The sequence below is a fragment of the Dactylosporangium sp. NPDC051541 genome, assembly GCF_044454505.1.
Classification (GTDB): Bacteria; Actinomycetota; Actinomycetes; order Mycobacteriales; family Micromonosporaceae; genus Dactylosporangium.
Genome location: NZ_JBITDU010000018.1, coordinates 17826 through 38845 on the forward strand (window position 1 = coordinate 17826; position 21020 = coordinate 38845).

General features: G+C 72.5%; 7 protein-coding genes. 2 read left to right on the forward strand and 5 right to left on the reverse strand.

The features are described from left to right. Positions 1-96: 96 nt before the first annotated feature. The 5 genes from ACIA8L_RS46835 to ACIA8L_RS46855 form a co-directional block, all read right to left on the reverse strand. Entirely contained in the window at positions 97-11964 is an 11868-nt protein-coding gene (locus ACIA8L_RS46835; RefSeq protein WP_395915274.1) for a neuraminidase-like domain-containing protein, read from the reverse strand. Between the two features lie 140 nt (positions 11965-12104). Next, a complete protein-coding gene (locus ACIA8L_RS46840; RefSeq protein WP_395915276.1) occupies positions 12105-12314 on the reverse strand; it encodes a hypothetical protein in 210 nt (69 codons plus the stop codon). Between the two features lie 109 nt (positions 12315-12423). Then, on the reverse strand, positions 12424-15186 hold the full coding sequence (locus ACIA8L_RS46845; protein ID WP_395915529.1) for a LuxR C-terminal-related transcriptional regulator: 2763 nt from the start codon (positions 15184-15186) through the stop codon (positions 12424-12426). Between the two features lie 430 nt (positions 15187-15616). Next, positions 15617-16834, reverse strand: a complete 1218-nt coding sequence (locus ACIA8L_RS46850) for a Rieske 2Fe-2S domain-containing protein (protein ID WP_395915278.1) — start codon at positions 16832-16834, stop codon at positions 15617-15619. 52 nt (positions 16835-16886) lie between these two features. Further along, positions 16887-17468 (reverse strand): TetR/AcrR family transcriptional regulator, encoded by a 582-nt coding sequence (locus ACIA8L_RS46855; RefSeq protein ID WP_395915280.1) that lies wholly within the window; start codon positions 17466-17468, stop codon positions 16887-16889. Between the two features lie 108 nt (positions 17469-17576). Between ACIA8L_RS46855 and ACIA8L_RS46860 the strand changes: the two genes are divergently transcribed. Both ACIA8L_RS46860 and ACIA8L_RS46865 read left to right on the forward strand, forming a co-directional pair. After that, positions 17577-19721: an alpha/beta fold hydrolase gene (locus ACIA8L_RS46860; RefSeq protein WP_395915282.1), complete on the forward strand. Its 2145-nt coding sequence runs from the start codon at positions 17577-17579 to the stop codon at positions 19719-19721. A 32-nt stretch (positions 19722-19753) separates the two neighbouring features. Next, on the forward strand, positions 19754-20809 hold the full coding sequence (locus ACIA8L_RS46865; protein WP_395915283.1) for a class I SAM-dependent methyltransferase: 1056 nt from the start codon (positions 19754-19756) through the stop codon (positions 20807-20809). The last annotated feature ends 211 nt before the right edge of the window (positions 20810-21020 follow it).

Here is a 21020-nt window from a genome sequence, read left to right on the forward strand (position 1 = left end):
CACCGTAGCGGCGCCGGCCGGTGGGGCTTGGGGGCCGGACCCGTCGTCGGAGGCGGTGACGGGGCCAGGGCCGCGGGCGGTCGCGTCGGCCACCGGTCAGCCCTCGTCGCGCCGGTACGCCGGGCTGGACGCGTCGTACTGGGCGACCAGGAACACGTCGCCGATCGGCCCGGTGTCCGGCGGGAACTCGACGACGCACACCTGCGGCCGGTCGTCGCTCAGCGGTCCGAGCGGCTCGTCGTGCAGGTCGATCGTGCCGCAGAAGTGGCCGGGCCAGGCGTCGCTGGCGACGCAGGTGGCCTCGACGTCGCAGTCCCGGTCGTCGTGATCGGCCCGCCAGAACCGGATCTGGTGGTGGCGTCCGGGCACGGCGTCGGGTGCGGCGAACATGAGCAGGAACCGGCCGATCCGCTCGGCGCGCCGGCCGGGAATGTACGGGAACATCGCCTGCGTGATGGCCAGCCGGACCCTGCGGTGGCGGCCCCGATCGGTACCCCCCAGGATCGCCCACGCTTCGGGGAAGTCCTGCCGCAGGTCGAACAGTCGCAGCCCGTCGCCGGGCAGCCGGCCCCGGCAGGCCCGCTCGGCGGCCGTGCGCAGCGGTGTGCCGCCGTCCCGGGCGGTGTAACTGAGCCGCATGATCACGTCGGTCAGGGAGCGGATGTCGAAGTAGTTGTGTTCCGGTGGTAGTTCGATGCGCCACCGGCTGACGGCTCCGCGGAACTCGAACGGGACGTACCGCTCGTCGTGGAAGGTGAGCTCGAACAGGCCGGAGTCGTTCTGGCCGGTGGATGTCGCGATCGACTCGTGCGCAGCGTAGTCACGTGTCAGGCGCGGGTCGGCGGCGCAGGTGGTGTAGTCGTCGCGGTCGAGTTCGTCCGGGCAGCAGTGCCCGGCCGGGGGCCGTACCTCCGGGCTGGACCGGAGGCTGCTGTGCAGCAGGGTCAGCCGGCAGTGCACGCCGGTGTGCGGGCCGACCACGCACGGCAGAGTCAGCGAGACGTTCTTGATCCGGCGCAGGTAGTGACCCGGATAGTCGACCAGGTCGAACAGCCACTCGGGCAGGGTGACCTCGCAACTGCCGGTGGTGCGCAGCCGCAGGTAGGCGGCGGGGAAGTCGAGCCGCAGCGAGAACTGCCGGGTGAGTTCAAGCTCGCGCCGATTGTTGTCCAGGTATGCCTTCTCCAGGTGATGCAGTGCGGTGTCCAGGCGTTCACCGGCGAGCAGACCGCTGTGCAGGCTGTCCCAGCCGATGTCGGCCAGGACCCTGGGGCTCGGACGGCCCAGCTCGTAGGCGAATGCGTGCTCGGCCTCCCGGGCCGCCCGCAGCGCCAGCTCGTACATCCGCCGGTGCATCGCGGCCGTTTCCCGCTGTAGGTACAGGTACAACTCGGCCGTGGTGAACTTATCGCGCAGGAAGTCGAGGGTCTCGGTGGAGTGCTCGATCTGTCGCTGCTGGTTGTTCAGCTCGGTCATGGCCTGGTCGCGGCGCCGGTGGGCGCCGAGGATCAGCATCTCCGTCTGTTCGATGTCGATCGGCAGGGTCTGCACCTCGTGCAGCCATTCGGCGGCGCGGCGCTGCCAGCCCGCCTGGGTGCCGTCGATGGAGGCGACCGTCGACTGAATGTCGGCGGCCGAGTGCATCACCTTGGCGATCGCCTGGAACAGCCCGGCCAGCTTGGTGCCGACCGGTATCTGGCTGAAGGTGGACACGGCGCCGACGAAGAAGTCCGGGATGATCGACATGACTTCGCCGAGGATCTCGGTCACGGTCGCGCCGGTGCGGGTCTGCAACGCCGACGTGGTCAGACCGATGTTCTGGATCTCGGTGTTGATCAGGCCGTTCTGCAGCAGGCCGGCGTAGTACAGCAGGTTGGCCTGGCTGCGGTCCTTCGTCTGTTGCAGCGCCTGGACCTGCCAGTCGGCATCGCGCCACTGGTCCTGGCGGGCGCGGATGCCCAGGGCCAGCATCTCCCGCTCCTGTTCGGCCCGCAGCGAGGCAAGGTACTCGGCGTCGCCCTTCTCGTAGGCGGCGAGCAGCGCGCCCCCGAGCTCACGGACCCGCCCGGCCAGCTCGGACGCTTTGGCGATCTGCACCGTGAACCGGTAGGGGCTCCGCCGGCCGCACCGGTCCGCCTCGTCCAGGCACCACTCGCCCGGGTCCGCGGGTAGGTCGTTGAAGTAGGGCAGCTCGGCGCGGATCCGGCCGGCGTCCAAGCCGCGGCGCACAAGGTCCTGCCGGTCCGCGATCAGGTCATACAGCTCCATCAGGCGCGGGTTGAGCGGGGGCGGAGCCGGCTCGAACGCGGCGACGGTCGCCACATTGGCCGGCTCGGGCAGGATGTGGGCCCGCGGACGCGGTCCCGTGATCCGCTCGGCGGTGTCGTAGAGCACGCGTGCCTGCTGATGTGCCTCGGGCGAGTTTCCGCGGCGCATCAGCGTGTCGCCCCATTCGATCAGGGTGGCGCAGTAGCGCAGCAGCACCGCTCGGTTGCGCGCGACCTCGTCGGTGGGCGCGGAGGCGTCACAGCAGGCGACGGATCCGGGTTGGTGCCCACCGTCGGTGGGCTCGAGGTCGTCGCCCGGGCAGCGGGCCCACGTGCAGTCGCGGCTCCACGGGTCGAATGCCCGTCGGTACCAGCGCAGCGCGAGGTCGTGGACGCAGCGGGTCCGCAACGCGTCGGCCACCGCCAGCGCGGGTGAGAACCACGAGGTGGGAAAGAGGCGGGCGCCGGGCGCGTGGTAGGCGAACAGCGGGTAGGACCCCAGGCCGCCGGGGTCGGTGCCCGGCGGTGGAGGCGGCTTGAGCACCTCCGGCACGGCGACCGCCTCGTCGGCGGCGAGGTCGTACCGGAAACCTGGTGGCGACGGATCGCTGTCCTCGCCGCTGCCGTATCCGGCCGGCGCCGGCGCGCTGTTGGTGATCTGGAAGTACAGCGAGTCCCAGGCCCGCCCGAGCAGGACCAGGTCCGGCTGCGCCGCGACCGTGACGTGGCCTGCGGACCGGCGGGGCTGGCCGAATTGACCGTTGTGCAGCCGGCACCAGGCCAGCCGGACCGCCGGGTCGGGCTGCCACTTCGCCTGGAGCCGCGCGGCCGGTCCCTCGTCGTTCCAGTCGGCCGACTGCTGCTGGGACCGGTCGTAGTAGGAGTCCTGGAAGCCGAACTGGTAGCTGCCGGTGAAACTGGCGTCGCCGTCCTCGGAGGCGTCCGTCTTGGCGGTATAGGCGTATACCTGGGTGCTGACCAGCCAGAAGTAGTACTCGTCGACGGTGGGCGGGTGGTCGTCGCCACAGTCCGGGCAGCAAGCCGGCCCGTCGCGGGACACGGCGAATCGGGCGGCGGCCGGCGGCGGTCCGGCGGCCGCGACCCGCAGGAAGCGGGTGCCGAGCCTGATCGCGGCGGCCATCCACAGCGGCAGCGACGACGGCTGCGCGTCGGCGGTCGCCACCGCCCGGGCCTGATCCGCGGCCGGTGCCTGGCCCGGATCCGGGGCACGCGCCGGCGCGGCCTCCAGAACCGGCGGATCGTCCCGGCCGCCGTGCTCGCCGTAGCCCTCGGGCGTACCGTTGCCGTCGCCGGGCGTGTCTGGTGCGGCCGGGGCCGCGGCCAGCCACGACGGCTGCCCGGCCCATTCCGGGGAGCCGAGGGTGGTAAACCCCTGCCGTGGTGGAGTGAGCGCACGGACCTGGGATGGCACGCGCCGCTGGAGCAGTTCGGGCGCGGCCCGCAGGTCCGTGTCGGTGTCCAGCCACCAGTCCAGGCCACCGGGCGCGGCCAGCGTCAGCGTCGACGTACGCAGCCGGTCCTCCAGGAAGCGGAACGCCTCGATGCGGCGGGCTCGGCGCAGTTCGTCGAATTCGATCCAGTTCTCCCGGTACAGCTCGCGGTAGCGGGCCTGCTCCCAGGTCCGGTACGTCTCGAACCGGCTGTCCCACAGCCGTGCGAACGCGTGCGTCACCGGCCAGTCCGGCTCCAGCCCGAGCCGGGCCCGGCGGATGAACGACTGCGTGGCGGTGATCGCCTCCTCGATCCGGCTGGCGGTGCGCCCGGGCATGACGTCGACGTCCAGCAGCAGCAAGTCGCTGAGGTCGCCCGGGGCGGCGGCGAACTGCCCGGGGCGCCACGGCAGGGGGACACGGTCCTCGGCGCACAGGTAGGCGAGCAACGCGCGACGGCCCCGGTCCCGCAGTTCGTCATTGATACGGCGCAGGTCCCGGTAGCGGCGTGGGGCGCCGGCCGGCAGGCAGCCGGCGGCGACGAAGAGCACCAGGTTGGCGTTGCCGGTGCCGGTCTCGCCGGGCAGGGTCGCGGCGGGTTCGGTGGCTGCCCACAGGTCCGGCCGTGCGACCCGGATATCGGCGACACTGCTGTGCCGCTGCATCGCCCGCAGCCAGTGCTCGGCGTGCCAGGCCCGCAACGTCCACCGGTCGTCGGCCAGGTCGTCGGCGGTCACCAGGTAGACGGGCGCGTTCTGGTCCTGGGCGTAGCGCAGGTCGAGCGCCCAGCGGCGGGAGTCCGCGCCGAGATGGCGCAACAGATAGCCGGGGTGGGCGGGCTGTCTGTCCTGCGCCTCGTCGAACAGGTGCCACAGCGCGCGCCCGTCGCGGCGCTGGACGTCGTCGCGGGCGGCGGCGTAGTCGAACAGCCGCTCCCACCAGTCGAACATCGCCTGGGTGCGCTGCGGTGACGGGTCCACCCGGGCGTCGTCCGACGGCGCGGGGGCGTGGAAGGTGTCCCGCACCGGTAACAGGTTCGGGTCGAAGAACGCCTGGTGCCGCGTGAAGACGCCGCCGAGGTGGTAGTAGCCGGTGCCGGCGAAGCGTTGCGGCTGGCTGAGCAGGTAGCCGAGTTCGGAGGTGCCGTGCGGCCGGCGCCGCGCCGAGAGCCGGAACCGGTGGTACAGCAGGACGGCTTTGACGGCTCGCTGGTAGGTGCGGCGGATGTCGCGCAGGGAGCGGACGTACAGGTCATCGAGGTACGCCGCCGCGGCCGGGCTCAGGCGCTTGATCCCGGCGCTGAGCGGGTGGTCCTTGGTCGCGGTGAATAGTGCGCGGAACGGGATCTCGGTGCGCCGGTCGCCGCTGTCCGGGCCGCGGTAGTCGATCTGGAGGCCGGTGTGTACCGGGCGCACGTCGTCCTCGTCGTCGAACTCGGGGCTGGGCTGTACCAGCTGGGCCCGCAGTTCGTAGGCGCCCCGTTTGAGCGGTACCTCGCCGGTCGGCTGATCCGCGCTGAGGAGCACCCAGGTGCGCTGGCCGCGGCGCAGCGTGACCTGCCATTGCCGGCCTCGGCCGCAGTCCGGGTCGCACGGCTCGGCGCCGTGCGCGGGCGGGCCGGCCCAGAATTCGTAGGTCCCCGGCTGCTCGATGAGCATCGTCCCGGTCCAGGTCGCGGTGAAGCCCTGTGCCCCACCCAGCCAGGCGCCGGTGCTGTCGGTGACCAGCATGCCGTTGTGGACGCTGGTGTGCCGCATCTGCTCAGTGGTCAACGCCGCGTCGAAGGCCGGGAGGACCGTCGGTACAGGGGCGTTGCGCCGGTCCGGTTCGGTCCCGAAGCCGCCCAGCGAGGCCGCCGCGTCGCGCCAGACGATCCAGCCGCCGTCCGGCCGGTACTCGACGTGCAGTCCGGTGCCGACCAGCCCGAGCAGCGCTGCGAGGGCGCCGCCGGCCGGTTGTGGCCAGGTCAGTGCCGGCGGGGCGCCGGTGTCGTCCTCCCAGCCGGACCGGGCCCGGTTCCCGTCGCCGACCAGCGTCCGCAGGACCAGCCCGGCGACCGCCTCGTCCGGAGGGTCGTCGTCGCCGCTGATCGTGGCGACATGGCGCGACAGGTGCCGGGCGATCAGGTGGCTGCGGTGGCGGCCGAGCAGAAACTGATCGCGGAGGTACGCGAACCGCCGGTTCTCGTCGTGTTCCTCGATCAGCGCCCGTCGGGCGGCCGCGACATCGCCCAGCAGCAGAGCGAAGCGGGCCAGCAGTGCCCGGGGCTGGAAGTACAGGTCCTGGACGGCTTGCCGTTCACGGTCGTTCAGCGCACGGACGTGGGTCAGCGTGGCCAGCAAGGCCCGATCGGTCACGGGAATGCGGGTGGCCAGCTGCTGTGTCGTCGTGTCGTAGTGCCACGGCCAGTCGCGGGGGCCGTTCCACATGGCCGGCGAAGTGTCGGCGGCGGGCAGGGCGCAGACGAACCGTCGCGCGAAGTGCCCGCCGCCGCGCGGGGTGGCCCGGCCGGGGAAGAAGTGCGCGCCGAGCGCGGTGACGTCGGCGGCCGCGAACCCGAACTCGGTCTGCAGCGCGGTCTCGACCCGGTGCCACGGCCACTGCTCGGCCTCGTCCGCGTCGACCTGCGCGTCGAGCAGGTCACGGCGCAGCCGCCACAGCCCGTGGTGCGGGTCGTCCTCGGGCACCTCGAGCGGTGTATCCCGGGCCTCGTTGATGTCCGGCAGCGCGAACGGGTCGTCGCCGTCGAGATGCGGCCCGGCGGTGAACAGGAAGAGCAGCTCGCCGACCGTGAACGCCGACGCGTAGATCTTCGCCAGTACCTCTGCGAAGCGCAGCGTGTGGGTTGGCCGCGCGTGCCACGAGAAGGTGGGCGAGGTCGGGTCGAAGCCGGCCAGCCGCGACAGCGGATCGAGGTTGTCCACCAGCAGCTTCACGGCCTCGGCGGGGCGGCGGCCGCAGCCGTGCCGGTGCTGGGCGTGCCGCTCGACCTGCCGGATGAGCTGGTCCAGTGCCCACGACCCGGGTCCGCCGGCCGGGTCCGACCACAGCGTGAGCAGCGGCGTGCGCTCGGCGCCGGACGCCTGCGGGTCGATCGGCGCGTGCGGGTCGTTCAGCGGCAGCCCGAAGTCGTCGCGCAGCATCTGCAGTGCCGCGAGCTGGCGGATGAAGTCCGGATTCGGGGCGCCGTCCAACCTCAACCTGAGCACGGCGCACACGTCGGCCAGCTGCGCGAACGAGTAGCCCTCACCGCAGCCGCGCAGCGTGCGCCACAGCCGGACGAACACGAGCAGCACGGACAGGCCCTGTTCCAGCTGCCCGTCGTCGAAGCCCACCGACAGGTCCTCCGGGCAGCACGGCGCGCACGACGGGAATGTGCCGCCGGTGGTGTTGTGGAAGGGCACATACCCACACGACCACAGGTCGTAGAACTCGGCATAGCTCAGACCGGTCAACTGGAGCAACGCCGGCAGCCCGATGCTGTCGGCCGGCGCGCCCTTGCGCCGGCGGGCGGCCGCTACCGCAGCGGCGGCGACGTCGGCGAGGGACGTGCCCGCCTCGGCCGGCTCCGCCGGGGGCTCGCCGTCGCCCACCGGCGCGTCGGTCCCGCCCGCGCAGGGTGGCACGGTGCAGCCGCCGAACAGCTGCGCATACTCCGGCGGCGACAGGTGTAGGTATTCGATCGCGAGGTCGGTGCGGACCGGATAGCGCCACAGCCAGGACCCGAATCCGTTGGGTTCGTGCTGCGGGTCGAGCACGAACTCAGTGATGCATCGGCGGAACGTCCGCATGGCCTCGAACCGGCTGCTGCCCATCGCCCGCAGGTAGGTCCGCGCGATGTCGGCGGACTGTGGGTACGGCAGCTGCCAGGTGGAGAAGTCATGGGCCAGCTTGTCGAACGCGGCCGGTTCGACGGCGGCGTTCGCCGCGTCCGGCGGGGCGGGGGTCGAGTGCGCGGGCAGCGCGGCCAGCAGCCGCGCGGCGGCGTCGTCGCCGTCGGGGTCCGGCGGGAACCACGGCGGCAGCGCCGGGTCGGTGTCGTAAACAGTGCCGCCGCTCGGTGCGCCCGCCGCGGCGAGGTGTTCGAGGCTTTCGTTGACGAGGTCGACCAGCGGCAGCGGCGTCGTCAGGTTCGCGGCGCTCGCGGCGTGCCGGCCAAGGGGGCCACGGCGCCCGCTGAGGACGTCGCCGAGGGCCGGCGCCGTGAACGTGACCGGGGTCCCGGCGGGCAGCCCGCCGGTGAGTCCGCTGCTCAGGGTCACCGACGTGTCGGCGACCGCGGTCACCGTGGTTCCCGCCGCGACCGGCGCGGCGTCGGCGCCCATCCCGACGCGGACGCCGTCGGTGGTGGTGAACGTGAGCGCGGTGGCGGCCTCGTCGGCACCGGCCGCGGTCGGCCGGGTCAGCTGGGTCCGTGCCGGGTCGGTGCCGTCGGCCAACCCGGTGACCGCCAACATCTGCTGGAGGTACGCGATCGGCCCGGTGGGTGACAGCGACGGCGGCGGGGCGCAACTGATCAGCGAACCGTCCGGGTTCACCGGTTGGAATCCGCTGTCGCCGGCGCCGGGGTCCGGGCTCTGCGCGGCCAGGGTCTGAGCCTTGGCGTACAAGGCCGCGGCGTGGTCATAGGCCACCGTGCCGGTCAGGGCCAGCTGGAAGTCTCCGGCCGTCAGGCCGGTGATCTCGGCGGCGGCGCGAAAGCCACGCGCGAACAGCGCCTCGGCCACCGAGAACGCGAGACTGACCGGTCCGGGCAGGGTGACCGGCGGGTTCGGCACCACCGAGCTGGTCCAGTACAGCTCGTTGACCGTCGTCAGCGCCTGGACCAGCCAGGCCTGGGCGTCGGCGTCATCCGAGACGACTGTCTGCGCCGCTGCCGCCGCGTCGTCGGTGGACAGCGCGCCCTTCCCGAAGGCGAAACTGGCCGGGAGCTGGGCGACGGCGGCGGTGACGAGGTCGTCGGCGGGCCGGTCGAAGACCGCCGGCGCGTCCGGTGCCGGCAGTTGGGCGCTGGTGGTGGCCGCCGCGACGGTGAAGAACTCCCGGACGGTCCGGACGAAGGCGCGGACCCGGCCGGCGATGTAGCCGGCCTTCTGGGCCGTCCCGCCGGTGCCGGCCCCCGGCGGTTCGGTGAACGGCGGTAGCCAGGCCGGGCTGCCGGCGACCGTGAAGAAAGCCGTCCACTGTGCGGCTGTGATCTGCTTGAGCAGGCCGACCGTGGGTCCGGGGGCCGGTGGTGTCACCGTCGAGGGCAGCCACGCGGCGATCTGCTCGGCGAGGGTGCTCGACCGGGCGGTGAAGGTCACCACCGACCCGGCCGGCAGGGCGGTGGTGACCGCCGTGCTGATCGTCACCGTGCCGCCGGCGAGCGCCTGCACCGTCGTACCGGCGGGGATCCCGGTGCCGAAGACGGTCATCCCGGCGTGGATCCCGTGGGTACCGGCGAGATCGCCGAGAGTCAACACGTCGGTGTTCACCGGACAGTCCGCGGTCGTCACCGCGGCGAGCGGGGCGACCGGGGGCGCGGCGAAGACGACCTCGGTGCCGGTCGGGACCGCGGCGGAGATCCGGGCGCTGAGCGTGACCGCTGTTCCGGCTACCGCCAGTACCGTCGTGCCGGCGGTGACACCGGGACAGAAGACGGCCGTGCCGGGGCCGACGCCGGCCGGGAGGCCGCCACCGAACGTGAGGGTGGCACCGGGCTGTGCGTCCGCCGTGGTGGTCGCGGCGATGGGTGGCAGCGGCGCGTTGAAGATCAGCAGGGTGGTCGTCGTGACGCTGCCGGCCAGCGGGGTGCTGAGGGAGACCGTGCGGCCGTTCGCCACGGCGGTCACGCCGGTCACCGTGGTGGACGCGGCGACACCGGGTCCGCTGACCGTCATGCCGGGTCCGATGCCGCTGGCGGTGCCGAACGTCAGGACGGTGGTGCCCGCGCCGGCATCGGTGTCGGGGCTGGCCGCGATCGGCGGCAGCACGTAGCCGCGAGTCAACGCGTCCAGGTCGAGCGCGGCGTATCCGGCGGGGTCGGCGCCGGCGAGGTGTCGGGTCCAGACCTGGAAGTCGTTCTCCGGGTACGTGACGGGCGGCGTTCCGGCACCGGAGGTGTCCGGGTCGGTGGCCGACAGCCAGCCGGTGGTGAGCGCGGCCAGCGGTGTCCCGGCGAAGACCGTGACGGAGCTACTGGTCGAGGCGGCCGACACCCGCAGCGCGGAAAGCCGGCGAGCGGCCTGGAAGGCGGTGACCGTGGGCAGTGCAGGCGCCGTGGCGAACAGTTCGCTCGCCGCGATGACGTTCATGTTCTGAGCCGTGGCGAACTGTTGCAACAGCCGTTCGATCGCGTCGCCGGTCGCCATCGAAAAACGCTGCGCGGCGGTGGTGGTCTTGTCGAGGTGGGCGCCCAGCGCGTAGAAGTAGGCCGCCGGCACGCCGAAACTGACGCCACCCGGGCCGCCCGCGCCGAGCCCAGCCAGCCGCATTTCGACGGCGACGGCGGCGGCGAACGGCGCGTCCGGGTCGACCGGGAAGTCGACGAGCGCGGTCGTCGCGTTGCGGCTGGCCTGCTCGCAGACGACGGCGGCGGACGCGGCCGCGATGAACTTCGCGAGCCGCTCGGCTGTGGCGTTGTGGGTCGAGTAGAAGCTGCTGAGCGCCCCCTCGAACTTCTGCCGGTCCTGCTCGAGGTTGTTGTCCTTGCTGCCGGAGGAGTTCCCACCGCCGCCGCCCGGGTTCGGCGGGTTGGTGTAAAGCGACTCGAGCGAGTCGGGCGGAGTCGGCAGCGTGTCGCCGTAGCTCCAGGCGATGTCGAAGGCGACCCGGCGGCAGAGCCGGGGCGAGGCGATGAGGGTGCTGATCGTCGCTGTCGTGATCGGGTCGCCGATCGCGGCGTGCTCCTTCTCGGCGGCCAGCGTGGCCTCGATGACGTCGCGGAGCTCGTCGAACGGCGGCGCGGCACCGTCGCCGGGAAGGGCCAGCGCGATCGGGTTGGCGCCGGGCGGCGGGGGCAGCGCGACATACAGGCTCGTACTGGTCGCCGCCAGGTTCTGGTACTGCAGAGGCTCGCTCGGCATGCTGTCCGTGCTCACCTTCACGTTGTAAAACGTGGTGGTGAGCGGAATGATCTCGGTGCCGCGGGTCGCCCTGACCTTGACATCGAGGTAATTCGGGATGTCCAGGTAGTCCGGCGGCGTGGCGTTCAACGGCACCACGGCGGTCGCGACCGCCGCGGGCACCAACGCAAAGTCCACACCGGTGAAGAAGTTGTACTTGAACTGCGGGCTGAGGTGCTGGGCGATCCGAGAGCTCAGCCGGAAGGCGAGCCGCACCGACCGGCCGGCCGGGAGGCTCGCCTGCATCGGCGTAGACAGCCGCACCGCGGTCGCGTCGACGGCGGTCACCGTCGTACCCGGCCCGATCAGCCCGATTACCGGCACCAGGGTCATGCCGACGGCGACGCCGTCGGTGTCGCCCGCCGCGAACTGCAGGGTGTCCGGGTTGGCGGTCGGTGTCGCGGACTGCGGGGTGATGGCAAATGTGACGAACGGCGGCCGCAGTGTGAAGGTGACCTGCTCGGGATGGCCCTGGCCGGTCAACTGCCGGGATACCAGCACGCAGTCGGGCTGTACGTCGGTGACGGTCGCACCGGCGGGCACGTTGGCGGCGGCCACGTCCATGCCGACGGTGACCCCGCTGGTGTCGGCGAAGTTCAACCGGATGAGCTCGCCGGCGACCGTCGAGGCAGGTCCGCTGGTATCCAGGGGGAACGTCAGCGGTGTCGCTGCGTTCGGGTCGTCGCTGCGCGGCGAGCCCAGGAAGGTCAACACCGTCGCGGTCGGGACGTAGGTGGTGAGCGTTCCGCTGAGCTTCACCGTGGTGGTGTCGACGGCGGTGACCCGTAGGCCCTGGTTCGCCGGGAGCGTCTGCTGGTCGGAGCTGAACACGTAGGCGCCGACGGAGATCCCGACAGTGGAGTGGAACGTGAGGGTCGAGCCGTAGTTGCTGTTCGCGCTGTTGTAGTGCGTCGGCTGGGCGGTGGCGACCGAGACCGTCGAGTAGTACCCGGGCGCCCCGGGCCACTGCGTGAAGATCAGCGGCGACGAATAGGCGTAGTCGCTCAGCGGTACCGGCGGCGAGCTGTTCGCGTCGAACAACTGCAGCGCCAGGTTCTCCAGGTAGGTGGCGAAGGCGGCGCCGTCGACGGGAGCCTGCGGCACCAGCCGGATGATGACGTACGGTGGACTTGCGCTCATCCCGCTCACGCCCCCCTTTGACGACGGGCGAGACCAGACAGGCGCTGCCCAAGGCCGTTCTCCCCGCGCCATTGTGTCGGGTCGGCGCCGGTGCGGGTATCACGGAAGCCGGTGAGATTTAGTGCTGACAGTGACAGGCGTCATGCTCCGGGCGGCCGGTCGGTGGATGCGCGGAGTGCCTCGACGGCGCCGATGAGATCCACCCAGCCGTGGAACGTCCGGCCGGTGGCGGTGCCGAGCACGCCGACGGTACCGGAGAAACGCTCGCCGGCGTCGAGCGTCAGCAGCAGGCGCAGCGCAGGTGCCGGACCGGTCTCGGTCCCGCTGTCGCCGTCGGCGGCCGGGTTCATACGTCACCTCCGGGTCCGGGCGGGCCCGACGTTTCCGGGCCGGCCTGTCGGGGACGATGTAGAGTCTGGCCGGTCCCGGCGGGCCTGGCATCCCGGATAGCGGTGACGGTTAAGGACGGCCCGGGCGCGGGTTGATCCGGGTGGCCAGCTCGAATCGCGAGCGGACGCCGAACTTGGCATAGATGTGCCGCAGGTGAGTCTCGACCGTGTTGACGGAGATCGACAACTGGCGGGCGATCTCGGCGTTCGATTTTCCGGTCGCCACCGATGCGGCGATCCGTTCCTCCTGCGGGGTCAGGTGTTCGGGTGACTGAACGCGCCGGCGGCGGCCCCCGGTGGCGGTCAGCTCGCGGGCGGCCAGGCCGGCCAGCCAGTGGGCGCCGGTGGACTCCGCGGTGCTCGCCGCTTCGGCGAGGAGGGCCCGGGCCTGGGTCAACTGCCCGCCCCGGCGCAGGAACGCGCCGTAGTCCAGCAGCGTTTCGACCCGTTCCAACGGTAGGTCCAGGCCTTTGTGCAGCTCGAGGGCGCAGCCGAAGTGAGTGTTCGCGTCCTCGCGGTGGCCGGCCTGTTCGGCGATCAGCGCGCGTCCGGTCAACGCGGCGATGCGAGGCCATCGGCAGGGCAACGACTCCGCCGATCGTTCGAGCCAGTCGACGACCCGCTGTGCCTCCTCCAGGCGGCCGGATCGGACATGGGCCGCGACGGCATGCCGGCCCCACGGCGCCGCGCACGGCTCGTTGAATCGGCCGCGGCGCGCCAGATCGGCCGTCTCCAGATAAACGTCGCTGGCGGACAGGTCGCCCTCACGGAGCCGGCGCTGACCTTCGACGTCGGTCAGGAACAGTAGCGCGTACAACTCGCCACGCGGGCGGGCCGTCCGCTCGCCGCGGCGGCACGCGTGTTCACACTCGTCCAACCGGCCACGGTGGAGCTGGACGAACGCCTCGCACACCGCGACGTACGGCTCGTTCATCGGCAGCACGTCGGTGAAGGTCCGCGCCTGCTCGATAGCGGCGAGGGCCTCGTCGAGCCGGCCGAGCCGGTACAGGACGTAGGTCTGGATCGTGGGGAGCGAGGCCAACGTCTGGGCGGCCCCCAGCCGCCGGGCGGCGGACAGGGCCAGCGAGGCGGCCCGTTCGGCTTCGTCGAGGCGCTCGGTGATCGCCGCGCACATCGCGTACGAGGCGATGGTCCCGGCCAGTCCGAGCGACAGATCGGCGGCGTGCGCTGCCGGATCGGCCAGCAGCGGCTCGGCGGCTTCGGCCAACGCGTCGAGTCCGGTTCGGTCGCCGGCCTGCAGCGCGGTGTTGCCCCAGGCCACGTTCACCCGGGTCCGCACCGTGGGGTCGGCGTCACGTGCAAGGTCGCGAGCTCGTGTGGCCAGCGGCAGGGCTCGCGCCGGTCCGGCGACCGTCCAGATGGTCAGCGCGTGGTCAACCAGCGCCATCGCGGCCAGCCCCGGATGGTCCGGCTCGGCCACCCGGGTCGCCTGCTCGTAGCAGTCGGAAGCCGCATCGTGCGCCGCGGTGGTGCTATGGGCGAGCCCCATCATTCGCAGCGCCTCGACCCGGTCCGGGACCGGTAGCCCGCCGCGCGCCAGCACCCGTCGGCACACCGCGACCGTCTCCGCCGACCGGCCGCGGCTGAGCAGCGCACGCGCCCACGCGAGCAGCAGCCCGGTTCCGGCGCGGTCACCGGCGAGATCGGCCGCCCCGCCGAGGTGGCTGGCCGCGACCTCCAGCGCCCCGGCGGCCAACGCGGCCCGCCCGCTGCCGGACAGCACCGCGACCGCCTCGGCGTCGCCCACCATCTCCCCGCGCAGCGCGTGTTCGGCCGCGTGGACGGACAGCCCCCGGGAACACAACAGGCCGAACGCCCGGGCGTGCATCCGGGTCCGCACCGGCGGGCTGGTGTCCTCGTACAGCGCCTGCCGCAGCAGCGGATGAACGAACTCCAGGCCGCCGTCGACCGCAGCCCGGACCAGGCCGCTGCGGGCCAGCGCGTCGAGCGCCGCGTCCCGCTCACCGCCCGACACACCCGCCAGCTCGGCGGCGATCTCAGCCCGGAAGCGCCCACCGAGCACGCCACCCGCGCGCGCGATCTGCAACCCGGTCGACGGCAATCCCGCGAACCGGGACAACAACAGTGCCTGCGCCAACTGCCGACCGCCGCGTTCGCTCAGGTCACCGGCCTCTCCCCGGACGAGCGCCGCGCCCACCTGCTCCAACAGGAACGGGTTCCCCGCGCACGCCACCCACGCCTCGGACACGACCCGATCCGGCAGCCGTCGCCCGGCCACCGCGCCGAGCAGGACTCCCGCGGCCGCCTCGCTCAGCGGCGTCAACCGTTCCAGCGCGGCCCAGCCGTCATGGGTCAACGCCGATGCCACGTCCTGTGCCTCGGACGGCCAGGGGCGCAACGCCGCCACCACCGCCACCGGCAGTTCGGAGATCCGCCGGACCAGAAACGACAACAGCGCCAGTGAGTCGGGATCAGCCCAGTGCAGATCATCGAACCCCAACAGCAGAGGACCCTCGACACGCGCCTCCAGCCAATCCAGGACCCCGAAGAACCTGCCCGCCCGCGCGTCGACCGCGCTCACCGGGTTCCCGGCCGCGGCCGGCACCGGCTCCCAGCCGAGAGCACGCACCGACTGGTACATCAGCCCGAACGGGAGCATCGACTCCATCGGATCCGCCGTCGCCAGTACCACCCGGAAACCGGCCTGCGCCGCGGCGGCGCAGGCCGCGTTCACCGACGCGGTCTTACCCAGACCGGCGTCCCCGAGAACGTAAAGAGCACGGCCGCGGCCGGCGCCGGCATCAGCCAGCAAACGGTCGGTCGCCGCGGCCACTGCCGACCGCTCCAGCATCTGCGGCACGCCAGACCCACCTCCGGGTCATCAAATCGCCGAGCGGGGCGGCTCACCGGCCACCGTAAGGTCCCAAGGGCGGAGCAGGCGGGCCGTCATCGCCATCGCACCGGGCACCAGGACAGCGCTCGCGGCAACGTCCACCGCGCGCGAAGTCCAGGACCCGACGCCGGCCATGCCGGCCCTGAGTTCGTCTCATCGGATTCTGCTCACCTGACGGCGCAAGCGCTGTCGTTGATCTTCCACTCGGCGGTGGGAGCGCGGGCCGGCGGCAAGCTCACGGTGCTCATCGCGCAGAGCCTTTCGCTGGAGGACGCCGCGAAAGCGCGGGAGCTGAGCGCGAGCGGTCACGCTGCCGGCAAGCTCATCCTGACCGGCTGGGACAAGCTGGTCTCACCGGCCACGTGTGCGTTGTCCAGCCTGAGGTCGATCATTCGCCAGCTCGTCCCGGATTCGCCGCCCGCTCACGGAACCGCACGAGCTCGCGGCGCAGCGCCACGCCGAGCCGGTCGGCCCGCACGTGCAGCTCGTCGCGCATCCGCAGCGGCAGGCCGGTCAGCGTCATCGCGCTCTGCAGCGCCAGATCCTCGGCCAGGACAGCTTCCTCGAACGCGCACTCGCGCGCCACGACGTCGGAGCCGGGCCGCTCGGCCCCGCCGATGCCCCACAGCAGCATCTTCGTGTAGATGCGGGTCCGGGCGAGCGACTCGGGCTGGGCGAAGAACAGGATCGTCTTCACCGCGCCCGCGTCGAGCTCCTCGAGGCGCAGCATCAGCTGGAACGGTGCGCGGTATACGTACGTGGCCCGGCGCCGCTGCCGCACCGGCCGCGTCCCGTCGAGCACGCCCGGGTCCTCCGGGTTGTCGAACCACTGCTCCTGCACGCTGCGGCACCCGTCCGGATCGCCGCGCACGGTGTACTCCGGCACGGCCCGCTCCTCCCCCGCGCCGAACGTCCCGGCGTGTACGAACGGGAAGTGGGCGACGTCGAGGAAGTTGTCCGCGACCACGGCCGCCGCGACGCTGGTCCGGGCCGGCGGCAGCCAGGCACCCACGAACTGCCGGTCCTCGCGGTCGGGATCGTCGAACAGCTCGGTCAGCGGCTCCTGCGGGGCCAGCCAGACGAGCCCCCAGCGCGTCGTCACCGCGTGCGGGACCGGCTCGACGTGCAGGTCCTCGTACACGCTCCAGGTCTCGCCGAGCAGCTCCGCGGTGAACGGCAGCTCGGCGACCAGTCCGACCGGATGCCACGCCCGCCGCAGGGCCGGGTCCTCGTTGGTGCACAGCACGGGCGGTTCGTCGGGCACCAACGTCGCGCGGTCGAGCCAGACGCGGCCGTCGTGCTCCCGCACCGCGGGCCCCGGCGGTAGGTCGGCGCGCGGCGGGACAGCCTGGCCGGGCCCCGACGGGATGGTCACGCAGCGCCCGTCCGGTCCGAACTCCCAGCCGTGGTAGGCGCAGCGTAGCGTCCCGCCGGTCGGAGTCGCCGCCGACAGCGGCACCAAGCGATGCGGGCATCGGTCGGCGAAGGCCCGAACCGGTCCGCCGTCGGCGAACCGGACCAGCACGAACGGCATTTCATCGAGGTCGACCGCGAGGGGTCTGGTTGTGACGTCGGCGCTACGCGCGACGGGCGTCCACTGGCTCACCCGACCATCTTGCGCCAAACGCCGCCGCCGGGCCTGCGCCCAGTACCCCCGATCAGTCCTCCTCGATGTGCCGGATCAGCGCCACCAGGGCGCGTAGCGCGGTCCGCGTCCGCCGCGTCCACGTCTCGTCACCCAGCAGGATCAGCGCCTCGCCGCCCAGGAACGACATGCCGACGAGGGCCGCGGCGTCCTCGGCCGTCAGCGGGCCGAGCCGCGCCTCGGTGCCGCGCGTCACCTCCTCCAACACCGTCTGCCAGCGCTGGATCAGCGAAAGTACCTGTTGGGAAACCCTGGTGTCCGACCAGCCGGCGGCGATCATCTCCTGCAGCACGCGGACGTAGCCGGAGGCGATGTCGTCGTCCAGGAAGTCGCACGCCTGCTCGTAGCGTTTCCACAGGGGCGCGTCGGTGGCGTACATCCGCTGCTGCCGCCCGATCAGGCGGGTGTTCTCGTGGTCGAGGAGGGCCAGCACCATCCCCTGCTTGCCGCCGAAGTGATAGTGGATCTGGCTCAGCGGCACACCTGCGGCGTCGGCGACCTTGCGGGTGGACAGCTTCGCGTAGCCCTCGGCGAGCAGGCAGCCGCGCGCCGCCTCCAGGATCTGGACCGAGGTGCCTGCGGTGCGTTCGGACAACGTGTCTGGTTCCCGTCTCGAGCGGACGCTTGTCGGTCGGTCGACCGACTGCTAACTTTACCGCAAGTCGGTCGATCGACCGAATTCCGGGTAAGGGAGCCGAGCGGCATGCGGGCACGTGAGCCGGACGACGAGGGCTTCGTCGAATGCGACGGACTGAAACTCCACTACGAGCGGCACGGCACAGGCGGGCCGACGATCCTGCTGATGCCGAGCTGGACCATCGTGCACGCACAGACCTGGAAGATGCAGGTCCCCTATCTGGCCCGCCACCACCGGGTCGTGCTCTACGACGGGCCGGGCAACGGCCGCTCCGACCGGCCCCTGCAGCCGGCCGCCTACCACCACACCAACCAGGTGGGGTACGCGCTGCGGGTACTCGACGCGCCCGGCACCGACCGGGCGTTGGTATGCGGCCTGTCGATGGCGGCGCGCTGGGTGCTGGAGCTGGCCGCCGACCATCCCGAGCGGGTGCTGGGCATCATGACGATCGCGGGCGCGATACCGCTGCGCGACGCCGGCCCGGACACCGACGCCGAGGACGCGTTCCTGGCCGCGCCGCCCGACCTGCCGCCCTCCCGCGTCCCCGAGCTCGGCCAGGACCCGCCGGCACACTGGGCCAAGTGGAACCGGCGGTACTGGCTGGAGCACTTCGACGACTTCGCCGCGTTCTTCTTCGGGCAGTGCTTCTCCGAGCCGCACTCGACCAAGGCGATCGAGGACGCCGTCGGCTGGGCCGGCGAGACGACGCCCGAAGTACTGCTGGCCGAGGCCGCCTGGCCGGCGCCCGGATACAACGACATCGCGCGCTGGAGCGCCCGGCTGCGCTGCCCGGCTCTGCACGTGCACGGCAGCGACGACCGCATCGTCCCGCTGCCGGTCGCCGAGGAGCTGGCCCGGCTGACCGGCGGGCGGCTGGTGGTGCTGGAGGGGGCCGGACACGTACCCGTCGCCGGTGATCCGGTGCGCAGCAACGTACTCATCCACGAGTTCGCCGAACGGCTGCGAGCGCCCCGGCCGCTGCGCGAAACCTGGACCCGGTGGACCGGCCGGCCGCGACGGGTGCTGTACCTCTCCTCACCGATCGGGCTCGGGCACGCCCGCCGCGACCTCGCGATCGCCCAGGAGCTGCGCCGGCAGGCGCCCGGCGTCGAGGTCGACTGGCTCGCCCAGCACCCGGTCAGCCGGGCGCTGGGACACGCCGGCGAGCGGGTGCATCCGGCGAGCCGGTGGCTGTCCAGCGAGTCGGCCCACATCGACAGCGAGGCGACCGAGCACGATCTGCACTGCTTCCAGGCGCTGCGGCGAATGGACGAGATCCTCGTCGCCAACTTCATGCTCTTCCAGGACGTCGTCCAGGAGCGCGCCTACGACCTGGTCATCGCCGACGAGGCGTGGGAGGTCGACCACTTCCTGTACGAGAACCCGGAGCTCAAGCGCTTCCAGTACGCCTGGATGACCGACTTCGTGGGCCACCTGCCGATGCCGGACGGCGGCCGCCGCGAGGAGCTGCTCGCGGCGGACTACAACGCCGAGATGCTGGAGCACGTGGCCCGTTACCCGCGGCTGCGCGACCGCGCCGTCTTCGTCGGCGACCCGCAGGACATCGTGCCCGACCGGTTCGGCACTCAGCTGCCACACATCCGCGACTGGGCGCAGGCGAACTACACCTTCGCCGGCTATGTCACCGGCTTCGACCCGGCGCCGTACTGCGACCGCGCGGCGCTGCGCGAGCGGCTCGGGTACCGCCCCGACGAGCAGGTGTGCGTGGTGACCGTCGGCGGCTCGGGCGTCGGCACCCACCTGCTGCGGAAGGTTCGCGACGCCTACCCCACGATCGCCCGGCGCGTACCCGGTCTGCGCATGGTGCTGGTCACCGGCCCGCGCATCGACCCGGCGTCCCTGCCCGCCGCGCCGGGCCTCGAGGTGCTCGGCTACGTGCCGGACCTGCAGCAGCACCTGGCGGCCAGCGATCTCGCGATCGTCCAGGCGGGCCTGACGACGTGCATGGAGCTCACCGCGTGCGGGCGCCCCTTCGTGTACATCCCGCTGCGCCACCACTACGAGCAGAACTTCCACGTACCGCACCGGCTGCGCCGCTACCGGGCCGGGCGCCGGCTCGACTACGACGACATCACGCCCGACCGCCTGGCCGCGGTGGTGGCCGCCGAGATCGGCACCGCCCCGCAGTACCGGCCGGTCGCCACCGACGGCGCCGCGCGCGCCGCCGCCCTGCTGGCCGAACTGCTGTGACGGCCACACCCATCCACGTTGCGAGGTTGTCCATGAATCCCGAACTGATCGAACAGCACGCCAACCGCCTGCTCGGCGCGATGACCGGCGCCGCTACGACCGCCATGGTCGCGGTCGGCGACCGGCTGGGGCTGTACCGGGCGCTGGCCGACGGCGGACCGGCCACACCGCCGGAGCTGGCCGCCCGCACCGGCGCCGCGGCGCGCTACCTGCAGGAGTGGCTGTCCCAGCAGGCCGCGGCCGGGTTCCTCGACTACACCGCCGGCGACGGGCGTTACACCCTGACCGCCGAGGCCGCCGCGGTGCTCGCCTTCGAGACCTCGCCGGCCTTCCTCGCCGGGGGTGCCACCATCACCCGCGGCTGGTTCGCCGGCATCGACCGGCTCGCCGAGGCCTTCCGCACCGGCGCCGGCATCCCCTGGCACGAGCAGGACCCGGCCGTCTTCCTGGGCACCGAGCGCTTCTTCCGCCCCGGCTACGCCGCCAACCTCACCACCGAGTGGCTGCCGGCCCTGCCCGGGGTCGCCGACCGGCTCGCCGCCGGAGGCCGGGTCGCCGACGTCGGCTGCGGCCACGGCGCGGCCGCCATCCTGCTGGCCCAGGCCTACCCCCTGGCCAGCGTCCACGGCTACGACTTCCACGAGCGCTCCGTCGAGATCGCCCGACAGCGGGCGACCCAGGCCGACCTCGACGGCCGCATCCACTTCGAGACCTTCGACGCCACCGGCTACCCGGCCGCTGGCTTCGACCTGATCTGTCTGCTCGACACCCTCCACGACCTCGGCGACCCGGCGGCCGCCCTGGCCCACGCCCGCAAGGCGCTCGCCGCCGACGGCACGGTCCTGGTAGTGGAGCCCAACGCGGCCGACGACCACGCCGCGAACCTGGCCAACCCGCTCGCCGCGCTCAGCTACGCCGCCTCCACGTTCCAGTGCACGCCGGCCGCCCTGGCCCAGGCGGGCGGGTTCGCCCTCGGCGCCCAGGCCGGCCCGGCCGTGGTTAGCCGGCTGGCGACCGACGCCGGCTTCAGCCACGTCCGGAAGGTGGCCGAGACTGCGGTCAACGTGGTCCTCGAACTGCGGCCCTGACGCGCACCATGCCCGTACAGGGCCGAGGGGAAGGGCGCGCGGGCCTGTTGCCACGACGAACTCGCGCGCCTTTGGCGGTGCGGACCTTGGCGAGTCGGGCCGTTTCGTCAGCTCTGGAGCGGTCAGGATGTGGCAGGAGCTGCGTCCTCTCCACCGCCGTCGGCAGGACGGTGCGGTGCGCCAGCGCCGACAACAGCGGGTCAGCGGTGCG

Excerpts from the sequence above, each read along its gene's own strand:
- ACIA8L_RS46860 (WP_395915282.1), top strand. The coding sequence starts at position 17,577 with ATGCGGGCACGTGAGCCGGACGACGAGGGCTTCGTCGAATGCGACGGA.
- ACIA8L_RS46835 (WP_395915274.1), bottom strand. The coding sequence starts at position 11,964 with ATGAGCGCAAGTCCACCGTACGTCATCATCCGGCTGGTGCCGCAGGCT.
- ACIA8L_RS46840 (WP_395915276.1), bottom strand. The coding sequence starts at position 12,314 with ATGAACCCGGCCGCCGACGGCGACAGCGGGACCGAGACCGGTCCGGCA.
- ACIA8L_RS46845 (WP_395915529.1), bottom strand. The coding sequence starts at position 15,186 with ATGCTGGAGCGGTCGGCAGTGGCCGCGGCGACCGACCGTTTGCTGGCT.
- ACIA8L_RS46865 (WP_395915283.1), top strand. The coding sequence starts at position 19,754 with ATGAATCCCGAACTGATCGAACAGCACGCCAACCGCCTGCTCGGCGCG.